12 protein-coding genes are annotated in these 16420 nt (G+C 51.3%); 6 read left to right on the top strand and 6 right to left on the bottom strand.

Going from position 1 to position 16420, the window contains the following annotated elements; translation table 11 throughout:
* Positions 1 to 188: 188 nt before the first annotated feature.
* Entirely contained in the window at positions 189 to 830 is a 642-nt protein-coding gene (locus NDI52_RS09065; RefSeq protein ID WP_190772700.1) for an ABC transporter permease subunit, read from the top strand.
* Between the two features lie 45 nt (positions 831 to 875).
* Here the strand turns inward: NDI52_RS09065 and NDI52_RS09060 are convergent, their stop codons facing one another.
* The 5 genes from NDI52_RS09060 to NDI52_RS09040 all read right to left on the bottom strand — a co-directional run bounded on the left by NDI52_RS09060 (position 876) and on the right by NDI52_RS09040 (position 6478).
* Entirely contained in the window at positions 876 to 1496 is a 621-nt protein-coding gene (locus tag NDI52_RS09060) for a DUF1802 family protein (RefSeq protein WP_199307676.1), read from the bottom strand.
* 199 nt (positions 1497 to 1695) lie between these two features.
* Positions 1696 to 2121 carry a CAAD domain-containing protein gene (locus NDI52_RS09055; protein ID WP_190772656.1) on the bottom strand — a complete coding sequence of 142 codons (426 nt, stop codon included), beginning with the start codon at positions 2119 to 2121 and terminating at the stop codon, positions 1696 to 1698.
* Positions 2122 to 2498: 377 nt separating this feature from the next.
* A complete protein-coding gene (locus NDI52_RS09050; RefSeq protein WP_190772657.1) occupies positions 2499 to 2702 on the bottom strand; it encodes a hypothetical protein in 204 nt (67 codons plus the stop codon).
* 304 nt (positions 2703 to 3006) lie between these two features.
* Positions 3007 to 4230 (bottom strand): geranylgeranyl reductase, encoded by a 1224-nt coding sequence (gene chlP, locus NDI52_RS09045; RefSeq protein ID WP_190772658.1) that lies wholly within the window; start codon positions 4228 to 4230, stop codon positions 3007 to 3009.
* A 436-nt stretch (positions 4231 to 4666) separates the two neighbouring features.
* Positions 4667 to 6478, bottom strand: coding sequence for a hypothetical protein (locus NDI52_RS09040; protein WP_190772659.1), 1812 nt, complete (start codon positions 6476 to 6478; stop codon positions 4667 to 4669).
* Between the two features lie 841 nt (positions 6479 to 7319).
* On the opposite strand from NDI52_RS09040, the gene psaA reads away from it, so the two are divergent.
* The 5 genes from psaA to NDI52_RS09015 all read left to right on the top strand — a co-directional run bounded on the left by psaA (position 7320) and on the right by NDI52_RS09015 (position 14814).
* Complete coding sequence (psaA, locus tag NDI52_RS09035; RefSeq protein ID WP_190772660.1) at positions 7320 to 9575, top strand: photosystem I core protein PsaA; 2256 nt, start codon at positions 7320 to 7322, stop codon at positions 9573 to 9575.
* A gap of 23 nt (positions 9576 to 9598) precedes the next feature.
* A complete protein-coding gene (gene psaB / locus NDI52_RS09030) occupies positions 9599 to 11827 on the top strand; it encodes a photosystem I core protein PsaB (RefSeq protein ID WP_190772661.1) in 2229 nt (742 codons plus the stop codon).
* 349 nt (positions 11828 to 12176) lie between these two features.
* Positions 12177 to 13079 (top strand): AraC family transcriptional regulator, encoded by a 903-nt coding sequence (locus NDI52_RS09025; RefSeq protein WP_190772662.1) that lies wholly within the window; start codon positions 12177 to 12179, stop codon positions 13077 to 13079.
* Between the two features lie 30 nt (positions 13080 to 13109).
* Positions 13110 to 14009 carry an AraC family transcriptional regulator gene (locus tag NDI52_RS09020; protein WP_190772663.1) on the top strand — a complete coding sequence of 300 codons (900 nt, stop codon included), beginning with the start codon at positions 13110 to 13112 and terminating at the stop codon, positions 14007 to 14009.
* Positions 14010 to 14364: 355 nt separating this feature from the next.
* Positions 14365 to 14814 carry a glycine-rich domain-containing protein-like gene (locus NDI52_RS09015; RefSeq protein ID WP_199307675.1) on the top strand — a complete coding sequence of 150 codons (450 nt, stop codon included), beginning with the start codon at positions 14365 to 14367 and terminating at the stop codon, positions 14812 to 14814.
* Positions 14815 to 15007: 193 nt separating this feature from the next.
* Here NDI52_RS09015 and NDI52_RS09010 read toward each other — a convergent pair whose 3' ends face one another.
* Positions 15008 to 16108: a YihY/virulence factor BrkB family protein gene (locus NDI52_RS09010; protein WP_190772664.1), complete on the bottom strand. Its 1101-nt coding sequence runs from the start codon at positions 16106 to 16108 to the stop codon at positions 15008 to 15010.
* Between the last annotated feature and the right edge of the window lie 312 nt (positions 16109 to 16420).

Here is a 16420-nt window from a genome sequence, read left to right as displayed (position 1 = left end):
CCTTGATTCATTTCTTAACTTTCGGGAAACGGTAATTCGTGAAGTCATACCAAATCAATGGGAAGCTGCACAGCATGAGAGTGGCGGCGCAGCTTCATAAAAAACGGTATCAGTAGGAGAGTTCTTGGTTTTACTACAAAGATTTGACGGCCAATAGTACGATACGGGCAGTCGGCTTAGGTGTTGGTGTGGATGTATTTATCCAGGCGTATCAATATGCCTTCAACAATTTAGATACCCTTTTGAAGGAGTTGCAGCAGCATCTCTTGCTGGTATCCGTGCCGTTGGCCTGTGGTTTACTCCTGGGGTTACCCCTGGGGTTATGGAGTGCGCGATCGCGCTCTGCTTCCACTGTCCTGATCAACGGCTTTAATGCCTTGCGAGTCATTCCCAGTTTGGCGGTGTTATTCCTGCTGATCCCTTACTCGGGTTTGGGGTTTCAGTCGGCGGCGATCGCTCTCACGCTCCTCGCCATGCCCCCTATTCTGATTAGTACTGACGTCGCTTTCCGTACCATTGATCCGATGATCCGCGAAGCTGCCTTCGGTATGGGTATGGATGCCCGTCAGGTACTGCGTCTGGTCGAAGTTCCTCTCGCGTTGCCAGTGATTATTGCAGGCATCAAGACGGCAACGGTAGAGGTTATTGCCAGTGCAACCTTGGCGGCGTTCATTGGTGCTGGAGGGCTCGGCAGCTTTATCGTGCTGGGCTTCTCGCTATACGACAACGCCATTTTGCTGGTTGGGGCGATTCCCGTAGCGATTCTGGCTCTGGTGGCTGAGGTGATGTTGAGCCGCCTTCAAAAATCTCTTCAACCGCCCCTTCGCTAGTTGAAGGCGAGGTCGTACCGGAAGGCAGGATCAAGCATAAGGAAATTAGAGGGGCGTGAAGTGGGCGATCGCCGAAAGTTCCCTCACCTTCTGGTCATAAACGTCATTGCTAAGAACAGGCATACATCCAGCCGCTCCTGCTTCCATGGGGGGCAACGGTAGTTTTAACCAGGACTTGCACCCACCATAGGCTGGTTGATCCTCTAACTCCAGCCCCTGTTCCAGTCGATAAACTCGTAACAGAACGCCGTAGAGAGGCTGTTGAGGTTTCCACGTCAGCCGCTTGCTGACTAACTCTGGGCTCCACACATGGAAGGGATATAGAGCTTCGGCCACGTCCTCAGTGGTGATTTGGGCTGTGTGAGTGACTTCTGCCCAACTGGCAACGACATGGGGTGGCGGTACAGGAGTTCCTGTTGGTGGAGCAGCAGGGGCAGTTTGAAGCAGGTGCCCATATTCTGGCTTCAACCACTGGGCTTTCTGATGTTCATAAGTTGGAAACAACCAGAACTGGGGCTCCTGAATTGCAAAAGTCCCTCCTGTTTCCCGAATGCCGCCTTTTCGAAGTAGCAAAATCGTGTGGCCATATTCTAATGCTGCAACGACCACGGCCCATTCTTTCAAAGTTGGCTGAGTCATAGCTTGGGCAGGGGCAAGAGAAGACATACTTAATCTCCGTCTACGCAAACGGGTGTTTTTGACTTCAAACTGACTCAGGAATGCGTTTGATCCAGAATCTACGTGTACAGCAGCGGCTTGTCTTTGGGTAAGAGGCTCGTACAGATTCTCAACCTTCGACGTGAAAGCCGTCAGGCTCTGCTACTTCCAGAGCCTGACGGCTTAAGAGATTGAGCAAAGGTGCTCGTTAATTGGACAGCCGATCGCCCAGGATCTGCTCTTTCAAGCCGTTGAAATCGCTGACTAGCTCGCTCCGGGTGGAAGCTTTGAGCAGATAACGATAGACAAACCAGGCAGAATAGCCAATCCCGATCAGCTCGAAGCTGGGGGACAGCAACGGAATATCATTGATGGACTTGAGAATCGCCAGGGTCAGGCGAACTGCAATAATCGCCCCAATGACAAGGCCGATGGTGACAATAGGACGACGGTATTGACCAAAGAAGGTCGTTAGGTAATCGGGCAAATCGCCTAAGAGCGCTGTCGCTTTGTCGATGATTTGCTGATATTGCTGACCAGTGCTGTCCTCGGTGGCTGGAGGCAGTTCTCCCACAATCTCATCGGTCGTTGTCCCTGAAATGAGGACATCATCTTGTTTGACTTCAGGCTCCATAGCAGTACCTTAAACGACAATAAACAGTTGAGAGTGCAATGAGTGCTTGTCAGATGTTGAGCGCAAAAACCGAGCGCAAAACTCAAATTTACATATTAAGGACAAATCTTCAGGATTATCCCATTGTTTTCCAGATATTTGCTAAATTTACCCGGACACCAGGGCAGAGTTCGTAGAATTTCAAGGGGGATCAGCCAGGAGCTGAGCCAATTTTCTCAAGGCATTGGTTTTACTTACGCCTCACCCTCTGCAAAATCAATGCCTCTAGGAAACTGGTGAGTACGCAGACAAAAAGAAAAAAGCCACACCGAGAGTGTAGCTTTCCAAGGAGCATGGCTAAATCTAGCTGTGGGTAGTAGGTCAGTAAATGTGGCGAGCTAATCTACCACGTTGAGTAGGCCATGGCGCATGCCATAGAAAATGCGCTGAATGGCAGCTTGTAAGTCTTCATCCATGGCGATACTGCCGGACAAGGCACTAACCAGACGATGCTCTTCGTCACGAGTGATGCTGTGAGAGTTGAGAATTTGTTCGATCAACTCTTCCAGGGGCATGGAATGGGTAGGTGTGCCAGACTGCATAACGTCCTGCAATAACTCCAGTAGGTAAAAGTATGGAGTGAATTGCGTGATTTCTCTGTGATGTGTATCAATCGCAATTGTGATCATGGGACAGGTTGTGAGGTGATCCACATCACATTAGGTGCGATTCTTGCGTTGAAGCCAATGTCGAAATGCAGTGCTGTTCTAAACGTGCGGTTGTTGTGGGAGAGACGTTTAGCTCCTCTCACAACCACTACTAAATATCAGCTTCCATAAGAAAAGCGATCGCCCGAAAGCGATCGCCGATTCCACAAGTGGCTAAATCAGTGCGCCAGGATAACCCTTAGGGAGCCAGAGCATTACCTCTCAGCAGGCTACCAATGGTTTTGGCGGTAATCTTGAGCTGAGTCAGGGGGTTCGCGGGAACCACCGTCTTGTACAGGTAGCTGTCAAAGGTGAGCTTCTGTACATCGATGTCATCGCACATTTCCACAAAGGCTTCGCGCGTCGCATCGGAGCGATAGAACACGCGTTGCAGCAGATCGAGTACCAGATAAGTAGCTCCGTAGGTACGATCCCACTTCTTCAGATACTGCTTCAGGTCTGCTTCGGTTGGAATGCGAGCGCCATTCTTGGATAGTTCCACAATGGTTTCAGCACACATCCGGCCCGACTTGGCTGCGAAATAAATGCCTTCGCCAGAGGACTTGGTCACATAGCCAGCAGCATCTCCTACCAGCGCTACCCGACCGACCACACGGCGTGGTCTGGGATGCTCAGGGATGGGGTGAGCTTCGACTTTGATGATTTCGCCGCCTTCCAGCTTAAGAGCTGCACGAGCACGAATGCCCGCTTGTAAATCTTTGATCTTGGCTTTGTTGATCTTCATCGTGCCGGTACCGACCGCCACGTGATCATATTTGGGGAAGACCCAGGCGTAAAAGTCGGGGGAAACATCGTTACCCACGTACATTTCGGCCAGTTCTTCGTAGTAAGCCATCTTGTCCTGAGGCAACCGGATGCGCTCCTGGAAGGCGATCGCATAGTTGTAATCCCCAGCGTCAATAGCCTTCGCTACGCGGGAGTTGGCGCCATCTGCACCAATGACCAGATCCACCTGAAGAGACTTCATGGTGCCTTCCACACCACCATCCGAGTGATCGGCGTAGTGGAGGGTGTAGGGTTCAGAGCTGGTTTTGGGTAGATCCATGCCGTACATGGTGCCGTTGATAAGCTTCGCCCCGTGTTTGGCGGCGCGATCGCGCAGGAAGCCATCGAGCACTTCCCGGCGGCACATCCCAATGTACTCGTCGTTCTTGAGGGTGCTACCAATGTTGACCTCGACATTGGATGGCGAGATCATTTTCATTTTCCGCACCCGCCGATCGATGATCTCGGGGGGGAGCTGAAATTCGTCCACCATGCAGAGAGGGATGGCTCCACCGCAGGGCTTAGCGTTGTCTAACTTACGTTCGATTAAATAGGTTTCGATACCCGCTTTTGCTAACGTCTCGGCAGCGGAGGAACCTGCCGGACCTGATCCAACTACAGCTACCCGCAGTGTCAAAGGTCGTCTCCCAAATTCAGAAGGCATTACGAAACGAATCCTATCACGGAGGTTTGAACCAATTTGCGCCACTTCCAAGGATGTGATCGAAATGAAACAGAGCTTAATGTACCGTTACAATTTTTGCGCTAAGGAAGCTAAAACCTTGATTTTCTCCGGGGTTGAAATAGAAAACATTTCGTGAACTTTCCATCACACAACCAAAGCAATTCCGATTTCGAGAGCGATCGCCTCAACTCAACATAGAAGCGGGTTTTGCCCTTAGCCCAACGACCCAACCCAAGATCGTCACTCAAGCCCGCCTTCTAAATAATTGCGATCGCAAGGGCGAGTTTTATCGTCAAAGAAACCTCATAAGCAATGGGATGCACCCTAAACAATGTGGGTAGCGGAAACAATGTGGGTAGCGGAGAAAAGCCGCTACCCACAACATGCATTAGATCCAGGGGGTATTACCCGCAGGGGGAAGCTTTGGTGGTGCTGGCGCTACGGGCGGTATCTCTTCCGGTTCTGTAGGAACGACAGGTTGCGGTTCGCTAGGCAGATGCTCGGGTGTGATGTCAGGTGGGGGCAGAATAGGCTGCTGTGCTTCTGGCGTAGCTTCTACAGATGGTTTTGCAGATGGATTAGCTCCTTTCGTGCGTTCTTTTAGGGTTTCTTGTAAGCGCGATCGCATCCTCTGAAAACGCTCCTGCAACTTTTGAGCCGGTTTTTGCTTTTGAGGTGTAGCCGGAATTGGAGTCTCTTCAGGGCTTACTTCCGGAGCCGGTTCAGGGGTAGATGGTGCCACCAGAACCTCAGGCACATCCTCATCCGTTACGGCGGGTTCCTCTATTGCTTCTGGCTCTGTTTCCGTAGGTGCTTCCTCTAGCTCTGCCGCTTCTGGTTCGGTTGAGGGCTTCGTGTCTTGAGGCACTTCTACTGGAGCCGGTTCCTCTACAGGTGCTGCCTCCGGTTCCGAAATCACGGGGGGTAGTACTGGCTCAACCTCAGGCTCTTGCTCCTTGTCCTCGGGCTCGGCCTGCTCTTCAGTCGCCTTATCTTCTAAATCCGATTCGGGTAAAACGTCCGAAGATTCATCAAGAGGTGTGGCTTCGATATCTTCGGGTTCTTCGCTCGGTTCTAAGGGCGGTGCAATTTCCTCGGGAATGGCAGAGTCGAATGGCTCTCCATCATCTTCCCTCAGTTCTTCTTCCGGCTCCTGTTCCTCCTCGGGTGCCGGCTCTTCGACACTCGGTTGAGGTGCTTCGATTTGGGATTCCGGGCTCGGCTCAAGGGGCGCTATCACCTCATCTTCGGGTGGTGCGATCGGTTCGGGCTCAGGTGGAGCAGGGACAACATAGTTAGGGTCAGTGATGGCAAGAGCCTCAGCGATCGCCACTTCCCCTCGCACTAACCGAGATAAACTATCCGTTCCACCCGGCTCATAGATGATTAATCGAGCCGTGTTATTAAAAGCATTCTCGGTTGGCAGACCGTCTTCATCCAGCAGTTCTAACTGAACCCAATTTTTCCCAGGCTTCAGCCCCTTTAAATAAATGGGCCGCCATTCATCAAAGACGAAGCTCTCGCCATTGACCGTGCAACGGATCCGCCAATCTTTAATGTCGTCTTCCGTGCTTTCCTGGGCAATCAGGTGTAGGGGGGCGTTGGTCAGGTGGAAATCCAACATGACAGGCTCAGCTCCAACGGTGCCTTGAGGGCGGCTGTAAGTGAGCAGGGGACGAGTCGGATCAGGGTTATTTTTAGGGGTTTTGGTAAAGCTATGGAAGATGACTTCGGCAAAGGCTCCCTCATTCTTATAGGTTTCGTGCCAGGGACGGGCAGCGATCGCCCGAATCGTATGGGTTCCTGGCATTAATCCCTGAAAAATGAGGGTTTGGTTTGCGTCATAAACCGCCTGGGAGGGCTGATCATCCAAATAAACTTGCAGGTAAGGCCCAAGACCCAGATCCTCATCCCTAAAGACCGGTAGATCCCGAACCTGGAGTTGGACTGTTACCTGGTCATCGTCGATCACTACCCCGTTACGGGGGCTGAGAATGGTCACTTGAGGCTGGTAACTATCCAAATCTCGGCGTAGGGCTTGGAAGATTTCCGGCGGTGATACTTCCGAGACTTTCCGTGTCTGAGTTGGCTGGAAGCGGGGTGACGATGATTTAGAAACATTAGGCGGGCCATCGTTACAACCCCATAGCCCAGCCCCCAGGAAAAGCAGGAGCGTTCCTAAAACCACACTTCGTCTCATGATCTGACTGCCAAAGCTGCGCACGCCGCCTTACTCCTCAGTGTTGCGATCGCCAAAGAGCCCGATGCTTTTCCACACCGATGCTCCATGGGAACTATATCGGAAAAGAGTGGGTCAGCAGACAGCCATCGCAGTAATTTCCAAATTGGGATGAGCAGGGATTGATTTTTTCTAGGTAAAACCTAGAAAAAATCAATCCCTATTCAATACCGGGGTTGTAACAAAACGTTTGAATCACTAAAAGTGTCGATAAATATGGTACCGAGCCTTGCTCAGTCAGTAAGCCGCCCTCATCAGACAAAGATATCTATATTATGGCGGTGTCCTTAAAGAGCTGGATCATCAATGACTTGGCCCTCTATCTATAGAATTACTGGGTGGGAAAGCTTAGCGGAAGTCTTATTATTTGTGCCGAGGATTGTTCAGATATTTACACTCCTTAATGATCGCAATACTTTTTGCGAACAATTAAGCCGTGGAAGGTCGATCAGATCTCGGTTTGCACAATTTGAATTATTGTTAATCCTCTTTAAACTCCGGTAGTCTACCCCTTTATAATTTCAGGGAACCCACCCCAGGTTCCGTCGGGATCACTAATTTGGTTACGGCCAAAGGATGACTCTGACATTCAGAGATTCCAATCGAATCTCTCTCGGGAGTCTATTCCAAGTTTGCCTTCGGGTTAGCTATGGGTGGACGAACGCTCCCCCTTAGGTCTTATGCGCCTTCGTAAATTCGCTAGTAGATAGCACACGAGGGAGACCACGATTGTAACGACTGTATTAGCTTGGGGCTGGGATGCAATCCTTCGTTTCCTTGTCTAGAGAGAGGAGAGTCTCTAATGACAACTACCCCACGGGAGCGAGAGGCGAAAGCTAAAGTGGTGGTTGACAAGGATCCGGTACCTACTTCTTTCGAGTTGTGGAGCAAGCCGGGTCATTTCGACCGCACTCTGGCCAGAGGACCCAAAACCACTGCTTGGATTTGGAACCTTCACGCCGATGCTCACGATTTTGATAGCCATACCAGCGACCTGGAGGACATCTCCCGTAAAATTTTCAGCGCACATTTTGGTCACCTTGCCGTGATCTTTATCTGGCTGAGCGGGATGTATTTCCACGGAGCTCGCTTTTCAAACTATGAAGCCTGGCTCAGCAACCCAACTGGCATCAAGCCCAGTGCTCAGGTTGTTTGGCCCATTGTCGGTCAAGAAATTTTGAATGCAGATGTCGGTGGCGGCTTCCACGGGATCCAGATTACCTCTGGCCTGTTCCAGCTTTGGCGTGCTGCTGGCTTTACAAACAGTTATCAGCTCTATGTGACAGCTATCGGTGGTCTGGTTATGGCCGGCCTGATGCTGTTCGCCGGTTGGTTCCACTACCACAAGGCTGCTCCCAAACTGGAATGGTTCCAGAATACGGAGTCCATGCTGAACCACCACTTGGCTGGTCTGCTGGGTCTGGGTTCCTTGAGCTGGGCCGGTCACCAAATTCACGTGGCTCTGCCCGTTAACGCGCTGCTGGATTCCGGTGTTGCTCCTAAGGACATCCCTCTGCCTCATGAGTTCATCCTGAATAAGGACCTCATCACAGATATCTACCCCAGCTTTGCTCAAGGGCTGACCCCCTTCTTTACCCTCAACTGGGGTGTGTATTCTGATTTCCTCACCTTCAAGGGTGGCCTGAACCCGGTTACTGGTGGTCTGTGGCTGTCTGATTCGGCGCACCACCACCTGGCGATCGCCGTTCTGTTCATCATTGCTGGCCACATGTACCGTACCAACTGGGGTATTGGTCACAGCATCAAGGAAATCCTGGAAGCTCACAAAGGTCCCTTCACTGGCGAAGGCCACAAGGGTCTGTATGAGATTCTGACCACCTCCTGGCACGCGCAACTGGCTATCAACCTGGCCATGCTCGGTTCTCTGAGCATCATCGTTGCCCAGCACATGTACTCGATGCCGCCCTATCCTTACCTGGCGACCGACTACCCCACTCAGCTGTCCATCTTCACCCACCACATGTGGATTGGTGGCTTCCTGATTGTGGGTGCTGCAGCTCACGGTGCCATCTTTATGGTGCGTGACTACGATCCCGTAGTGAATCAGAACAACCTGCTCGATCGGGTTCTGCGCCACCGGGATGCCATCATCTCTCACCTCAACTGGGTTTGTATTTTCCTCGGCTTCCATAGCTTCGGTCTGTACATTCACAACGACACCATGCGGGCTCTGGGCCGTCCGCAGGACATGTTCTCCGACACGGCGATTCAACTTCAGCCTGTGTTTGCCCAATGGATTCAAAACATCCACACGCTCGCTCCTGGTAACACCGCTCCCAATGCTCTGGCGCAAGCCAGCTTGGCCTTCGGTGGCGACCCTGTAGCGGTAGGTGGCAAGATCGCCATGATGCCGATCGCTCTCGGTACGGCAGACTTCATGGTGCACCACATCCACGCCTTCACCATCCACGTGACGGTGCTGATCCTCCTGAAAGGTGTGCTGTTTGCCCGTAGCTCTCGTCTGATTCCAGACAAGGCGAACCTGGGCTTCCGCTTCCCTTGCGACGGCCCCGGCCGTGGCGGCACCTGCCAAGTATCTGGTTGGGACCATGTGTTCCTGGGTCTGTTCTGGATGTATAACTCCCTGTCCGTTGCGATTTTCCACTTCAGCTGGAAGATGCAGTCTGACGTATGGGGGACCGTTGCTCCAGATGGTTCCATCTCGCACATCACCAACGGCAACTTTGCTCAAAGTGCGATCACCATCAATGGTTGGCTGCGTGACTTCCTGTGGGCTCAAGCTGGTCAGGTTATCGGTTCCTACGGTTCCGCTCTGTCTGCCTACGGCTTGCTCTTCTTGGGCGCTCACTTTGTTTGGGCCTTCAGCTTGATGTTCCTGTTCAGTGGCCGTGGCTACTGGCAAGAATTGATCGAGTCGATTGTTTGGGCACACAATAAGTTGAAAGTTGCCCCCGCTATCCAGCCTCGCGCTCTGAGCATCATTCAGGGCCGTGCTGTAGGGGTAGCTCACTACCTCCTGGGCGGAATTGCCACTACCTGGGCATTCTTCCTGGCTCGGATTATTTCTGTCGGATGAGCACGAGGAGATTTCGTTAAGTCATGGCAACTAAATTCCCAAAATTTAGCCAAGCCTTGGCGCAGGACCCGACAACTCGTCGGATCTGGTACGGGATTGCCACCGCCCACGACTTTGAAAGCCACGATGGCATGACTGAGGAGAAGCTCTATCAAAAGATCTTCGCCTCCCACTTCGGTCATCTAGCAATCATCTTCCTGTGGACTTCGGGCAGCCTGTTCCACGTCGCCTGGCAAGGTAACTTTGAGCAGTGGCTCAAAGATCCTCTAACTGTTCGTCCCATTGCCCACGCAATTTGGGATCCTCACTTTGGTAAGGCCGCCGTTGATGCGTTTACGCAGGCTGGCGCGTCGAACCCTGTCAACATTGCTTACTCCGGCGTGTACCACTGGTGGTACACCATCGGGATGCGGACCAACGGCGACCTGTATCAGGGTGCTGTGTTCCTCCTTCTGCTGGCCGCTGTGATGCTGTTCGCTGGCTGGTTGCACCTGCAGCCCAAGTTCAGCCCCTCCCTCTCCTGGTTTAAGAATGCTGAGTCCCGTCTGAACCACCACCTGGCTGGTCTGTTCGGTGTTAGCTCCTTGGCCTGGGCTGGTCACCTGATCCACGTGGCAATTCCTGAGTCCCGTGGTCAGCATGTGGGTTGGGATAACTTCCTGTCGGTTGCGCCTCACCCCGCTGGTCTGAAGCCTTTCTTCACTGGCAACTGGGGCGTGTATGCTCAGAACCCCGACACTGTGAACCATGTGTTCAACAGCAGCGACGGTGCTGGCTCTGCCATCTTGACTTTCCTGGGCGGCTTCCACCCTCAGACTGAGTCTCTGTGGCTGACCGACATGGCGCACCACCACTTGGCGATCGCCGTTCTGTTCATCATTGCGGGCCACATGTACCGCACCAACTTTGGTATCGGCCACAGCATCAAAGAGATGCTCGATTCCAAAGCCGGTCTGTTCAGCAAGTCCTCGGAAGGTCAGTTCAACCTGCCTCACCAGGGTCTGTATGAGACCTACAACAACTCGCTGCACTTCCAGTTGGGGATTCACCTGGCTGCTCTGGGTGTCATCACCTCTCTGGTTGCTCAGCACATGTACTCGCTGCCTCCCTATGCCTTCATGGCTCGGGATTACACGACCCAAGCGGCGTTGTACACCCACCACCAGTACATTGCTGGTTTCTTGATGGTTGGTGCGTTCGCTCACGGCGCTATCTTCTGGGTTCGGGACTATGATCCCGCTCAGAATAAGGGCAACGTGCTCGATCGCGTACTCCATCACAAAGAGGCCATCATCTCTCACCTGAGCTGGGTCTCCTTGTTCCTGGGTTTCCACACCCTGGGTCTGTACGTCCATAACGACGTCATGCAAGCCTTCGGTACCCCCGAAAAGCAAATCCTGATCGAGCCCGTGTTCGCACAGTTCGTTCAAGCAGCTTCCGGTAAGGCGCTGTATGGCTTCGACTCCCTGCTGTCTAATGCAGATAGCATTGCAACCACCGCATGGCCCAACCATGGCAACGTGTGGCTGCCTAACTGGCTCGATGCCATCAACAGCGGGTCTAACTCTCTGTTCCTGACCATTGGCCCTGGCGACTTCCTGGTTCACCATGCGATCGCTCTGGGTCTGCACACCACCACCCTGATTCTGGTTAAAGGTGCGTTGGATGCCCGTGGTTCCAAGCTGATGCCCGATAAGAAAGATTTCGGCTACAGCTTCCCTTGCGACGGCCCCGGCCGTGGCGGCACCTGCGACATCTCTGCCTGGGATTCCTTCTACCTCGCCATGTTCTGGATGCTCAACACCATTGGTTGGGTTACCTTCTACTGGCACTGGAAGCACCTCTCGGTGTGGAGTGGTAACGTTGCTCAGTTCAACCAGTCTTCGCCAACCATCATGGGCTGGCTGCGTGATTACCTGTGGCTCAACTCTGCCCAGTTGATCAACGGCTACAACCCCTACGGTATGAACAACCTGGCTGTTTGGTCTTGGATGTTCCTGTTCGCTCACCTTGTATGGGCAACGGGCTTCATGTTCCTCATCAGCTGGCGTGGTTACTGGCAAGAGCTGATCGAAACCCTGGTATGGGCGCACGAGCGCACTCCTCTCGCGAACCTGGTTCGCTGGAAGGACAAGCCCGTTGCAATGTCCATCGTTCAAGGTCGTCTGGTGGGTCTGGCTCACTTCACGGTGGGTTACATCCTGACGTACGCGGCCTTCTTGATTGCCTCAACGTCAAGCCGATTTGGTTGATGTAGGCGATACTAGGTAACTAACAAAAAGCCCCCTTGCTTACGGCAGGGGGCTTTTTGTATTGGGGTGGATGTTTGTTGATGTGTTTCACACATCAGCAAATATAGCGCTATGCACGTTGATTAAGTACGGTGGTGTGGGGCACGAAGTGCCCCACACCACCGTTGCTGTACTTAACGCACTTGCACATTGCTATATCCCCCCGATCATCAGGTTAAAGTGCAAGAAGAAAGCAGTTTTTCTATCTGTCTGAAGCGTATTATCCGAATAGATTTTTTCGATTACTAGTGGATTTGTTTGGAGGTGACTACTACACCTTCATACATTGACTATTCGGAGGCTAAAAAGTATGCCAGATCGACCTTTAGAATTGGATTACTCCCGTCGGGAGGCTTTGCCAAACGTGGCTCCGCGATCGCTCCTTCGTTCTAGCCAGGAGGTGGGGTGGAAAAATATTCAGTTGGTTCGCTTCCAGGTACCCGCGAGCGAAACCCCAGAGATTGTTAATCTTCAGCATGTTATTTTCCTGGCAGATTGGAAGCATACAACAGAGGTAGAGCTTGAGTTTGCCGGAAAACGCTACCGAAACGAACACCAAGTGAATGAAACGGGTTGCATTGAAATTCTTCCAGCCAATGCACCCATGAGTGCCCGTTGGAGCCATGGGGGTGATTTCATTCACTGTTATTTGGAACCCACCTTCTTAAACCATGTAGCTCATGAATATGTAGATCCGGATAACGTCGAAGTGGCACTAACGCTAAAAAAGCCTGATCCTCTGGTTTGGCAAATTGTTTCAGCACTGAAGACAGTTCTGGAAACCGATCCGGAGGATAGTTCCTTTTATGCGGAGGCGATGGCTACGGCTCTTGCCGCTCATTTTCTGAGGTATTACTCAACCCGGAAGCAGGTCTTACGAGAGCATGAAGATGGATTGCCAGGATATAAATTAAAACAAGCACTTGACTACATCAACGCACACCTTTCTGAGAACGTTTCGCTAGCAGAAATTGCAACTGAATTGGGAATGAGTCAGTACTATTTCTGTCGCTTGTTTAAGCAATCCACCGGCATTACTCCGCATGCTTACTTAATACAGCAACGGATAGAGTTATCGAAGCAGTTGCTGAAACAGAAAGAAAGCACAGTTAATGATGTGGCGATCGCTTGTGGGTTTGCTAACCCCAGCCATTTTGCGAGATGCTTCCGCCGATCCACGGGTGTTTCCCCAAAACAGTTTCGCCAGATGTAACCATCACCCTGCAACCCAGAGATTAAAGAAATGCCACGACCTTTAGAACTAGATTACGCTCAGCGGGGAGACTTGCCTGAATTTGCTGCACCATCGCCCCTTTGCTCTAGCCAGGAAGTTGGTTGGAAAACTATTCATCTAGTGCATCAACAACTGCCTGCAAACGAAACTCCAGAAATCATTAACCATCAGCATGTAATTACCCTATCGGGTTGGGGGCATCCAACTGAGGTAGAGTTGATTTTTGCAGGGAAACGCTACCAAACCCTGCATGACAAGAATACATCTGGTCATATTGAGCTTTTGCCGGCCTATGTACCGATGAGTGCACGATGGAATCAAGATATTGATTTTATCCATTGTTACCTTGAGCCTGACCTTATAACTCATATTGCTTATGAGTCTGTAAACCCTGATATTGTTGAAGTGCAGCTTTCTCTGCAGAAGCCCGATCCACTGGTTTGGCAAATTATTTCAGCATTAAAGTCGGTTCTAGAAACTGGGGCAGAAAATAGTTGCTTCTATGCAGAATCAATGGCAACAGCTCTGGCTGCTCATGTGCTGAAATATTACACAACCCGGAAGCATGTCTTACGGGAGTACGAGGATGGATTGCCAAAATATAAATTAAAACGAGCGCTTGACTATATCAACGAACACCTTTCTGAGAACGTTTCGCTGGCCGTAATTGCAACTGAGTTGGGTATGAGCCAATTCTATTTCTGCCGTTTATTCAAACAGTCTACTGGAATCACGCCCCACGCTTACTTGATGCAGCAGCGGGTAGAGTTATCCAAGCAATTGTTGAAAAGCGGAAAGCGCACTATAAATGATATTGCTCTGGCCTGTGGTTTTGCTAACTCCAGCCATTTTGCGAAATGCTTTCGGCGATATACTGGCGTTTCCCCAAAACAATTTCGCATGATGTAATATTGCACCTGCTGCTCTCACAAAACAGGGATGCGCATGGCCCAAAAGGTCATGCGCATCCCTGTTTTGTAGAGGAGTATGGTCTTGAATGGCGATCGCAAGGATATGTTCTAATCGCAAAAATGTGTTCGCTTTGCGTTGGAAAAGCTGGTACATATTTTCCTGTAGCCTAAATCACTCATGTCTGAGCTTTGGGTCGAACCCTTTCAAGTTTTAGTTCATATTCGAGCCGTTGAATTTCTGTGCGCTAGGCCCACAGAAGTTCAACCCTCTAATGGGCATCTCTACCTGGCCAGGATGACTGCTCTCGCATTGTCTCATTCAACCCCCGCTGAGCCGTGTCTACTGCAAGCCCATGATTATTTGCCAGGAAAAACCATTAAAATCGTTTGCTACTTTCCTCGAAAAAGCCCGTGCTCTGGATTGGTCACCGATTGTCTATCAATTAATGCAATCGAGAAATGGTCCTCAATGGACGCAGACCAAGACATTTAATGTATTGACTCAGTACATCGCGTTTCTTTATCTAGTGGATGCTTATCCTCAATATGGTTTGGTTCCATCCTCAGATGTGGATCAGATATGGCATTACCACATCCTCGATACACAAAAATATGCTGAGGATTGTGAAACGTTATTTGGTCGAATGGTTCATCACTCCCCATATCTGGGGCGTCACGGTGAGCAAGACCGTCGCTATCAGCGCAGTGCTCATGGCGTAACCCAAGCATTGATCCAGAATATTCTGGGAAAATCTTCGGTTTACCACGGAACCCAACCTGCTGACTGCGAACCAATTCGATAGCGGTCAAGTTCATATCGTACAAGCGTCTGGTTGGAAGGCTTAAAACTCTAGCCAGGCGCTTTTTTCAACGCTTATGCATACTGATACCAGTTCGATATAAAGCTGCATCTAATGTTGTATGCCTTGCCCATATAAGGTATAGAACATTAGATGCAGCTTCGGGTTGAGGAGATACGATACGTTTGCGTACAGATTAGTACCGATTGCGTTTTTTCCTTCTCTGATTTTTCTGAGCGGCTTCAACGATCGCCAATGCAGAACCCAAAATCACAGCAACCACGCTGGGAGAACTGGTTGAGGCACGCCGGATTGGGGTAGTCTCCGTTGGGGCTGAGGTGGAGGAAGATTCGGGTTGCTTGGATTGGGCGATCGCCTCCACATACTCTTTGGTGGGGATGCCCTGTTGCACACGACCCTGCTCCGTCAGGGGCACTGCCAGAGAGGTGGGGCGAATTTGAGAACCGTAGCGGCGGGCGTATACCTGCGTGAACTCGGCTCCAAACAACAAAATTTGCGCTGAGTAGAAGACCCACACCAGAATGACGACCAGAGAACCAGCTGCACCGTAGGCCGAGCCGATCGCTGCACTCCCTAGATAAATGCCGATTAACGTACGACCAATGGTGAATAGTAAAGCCGTTACAGCAGCTCCTATCCCCACATCACCCCAGGTGATGTGTACGTCAGGCAGAACTTTATAGATTAATGCAAACAAAAAGGTAATGATGCCAAATGAGACGAGGAAGTTCACCAGTTCCCACAAGGGCGCAAGGCTGGGAGCCAGCCCGTTCATGTAAGTGCCGATGCCAGCGACAAGGGCACTAATCACCAGAGAGACCAGGAGCAGAAATCCGATCACCACTACCATTCCAAAGGAAAGGAAACGGGTGCGAATGAAGTTAATGATGCCGCGATCAGGCCTAGGAGCGACTTCCCAAATCGTGTTTAGTGCATCTTGCAACTGCCCAAATACTCCCGATGCCCCAACCAGCAGGGTGATAATTCCGATAACAGTGGCAAAACCGCCGCTCTCCACCCTGTTCGCATTAACGATCATCGCTTCCACAAAGCTGGCTCCCTCCTGGCCCAGCAAGCCTTGAATCTGCCCTACAATCTGCCCCCGAGCTGCCTCTTCTCCAAAGAAAAGAGCCGCGATGGAGATGGCGATAACCAGCAGAGGAGCCAGAGAAAAGATCGTAAAATAGGCCAGCGCGGCTGCCAGGCGCGGAACTTTATCTTCCGTCCATTCAGCGTAGGTTGCCTTAAGTAATGGAAAAAGGGCAGAGGCTCTCATCGTGGTTTTTGTTTGGGGGTGGGAGATTTGGAAGACAACCCCCTTTGTTTTGAAGGCTAGCAAGAACAGCGTTTTGAGTGCGTCTCCCACGGGAGAGAAACATTCTTTGGAGAGGGAACAAAAAAGCCGTTACTGTCTTTCTCCTGCGGGCAAGTACACTCTTTGCCATTTAACTAGTAGGCTGCGGCCTAAGTTTGCATACTATGTTTTTGTGTGGGGTGCTTCGCACCCCACACAAAAACATAGGTGATGGATTTCCGCCTCAGCGTACTAGACGCGAGAAGGGAGTGAGTGCGGAGCACTCCTGCTCAT

Source organism: Leptolyngbya sp. PL-A3, from assembly GCF_039962325.1.
Classification (GTDB): Bacteria; Cyanobacteriota; Cyanobacteriia; order Elainellales; family Elainellaceae; genus Vacuolonema.
This window is presented reverse-complemented; position numbering and strand designations above follow the sequence as displayed.

Excerpts from the sequence above, each read along its gene's own strand:
- NDI52_RS09060 (WP_199307676.1), bottom strand. The coding sequence starts at position 1,496 with ATGTCTTCTCTTGCCCCTGCCCAAGCTATGACTCAGCCAACTTTGAAA.
- NDI52_RS09055 (WP_190772656.1), bottom strand. The coding sequence starts at position 2,121 with ATGGAGCCTGAAGTCAAACAAGATGATGTCCTCATTTCAGGGACAACG.
- NDI52_RS09050 (WP_190772657.1), bottom strand. The coding sequence starts at position 2,702 with ATGCAGTCTGGCACACCTACCCATTCCATGCCCCTGGAAGAGTTGATC.
- NDI52_RS09040 (WP_190772659.1), bottom strand. The coding sequence starts at position 6,478 with ATGAGACGAAGTGTGGTTTTAGGAACGCTCCTGCTTTTCCTGGGGGCT.
- psaA (WP_190772660.1), top strand. The coding sequence starts at position 7,320 with ATGACAACTACCCCACGGGAGCGAGAGGCGAAAGCTAAAGTGGTGGTT.
- psaB (WP_190772661.1), top strand. The coding sequence starts at position 9,599 with ATGGCAACTAAATTCCCAAAATTTAGCCAAGCCTTGGCGCAGGACCCG.
- NDI52_RS09025 (WP_190772662.1), top strand. The coding sequence starts at position 12,177 with ATGCCAGATCGACCTTTAGAATTGGATTACTCCCGTCGGGAGGCTTTG.
- NDI52_RS09020 (WP_190772663.1), top strand. The coding sequence starts at position 13,110 with ATGCCACGACCTTTAGAACTAGATTACGCTCAGCGGGGAGACTTGCCT.
- NDI52_RS09015 (WP_199307675.1), top strand. The coding sequence starts at position 14,365 with ATGATTATTTGCCAGGAAAAACCATTAAAATCGTTTGCTACTTTCCTC.
- NDI52_RS09010 (WP_190772664.1), bottom strand. The coding sequence starts at position 16,108 with ATGAGAGCCTCTGCCCTTTTTCCATTACTTAAGGCAACCTACGCTGAA.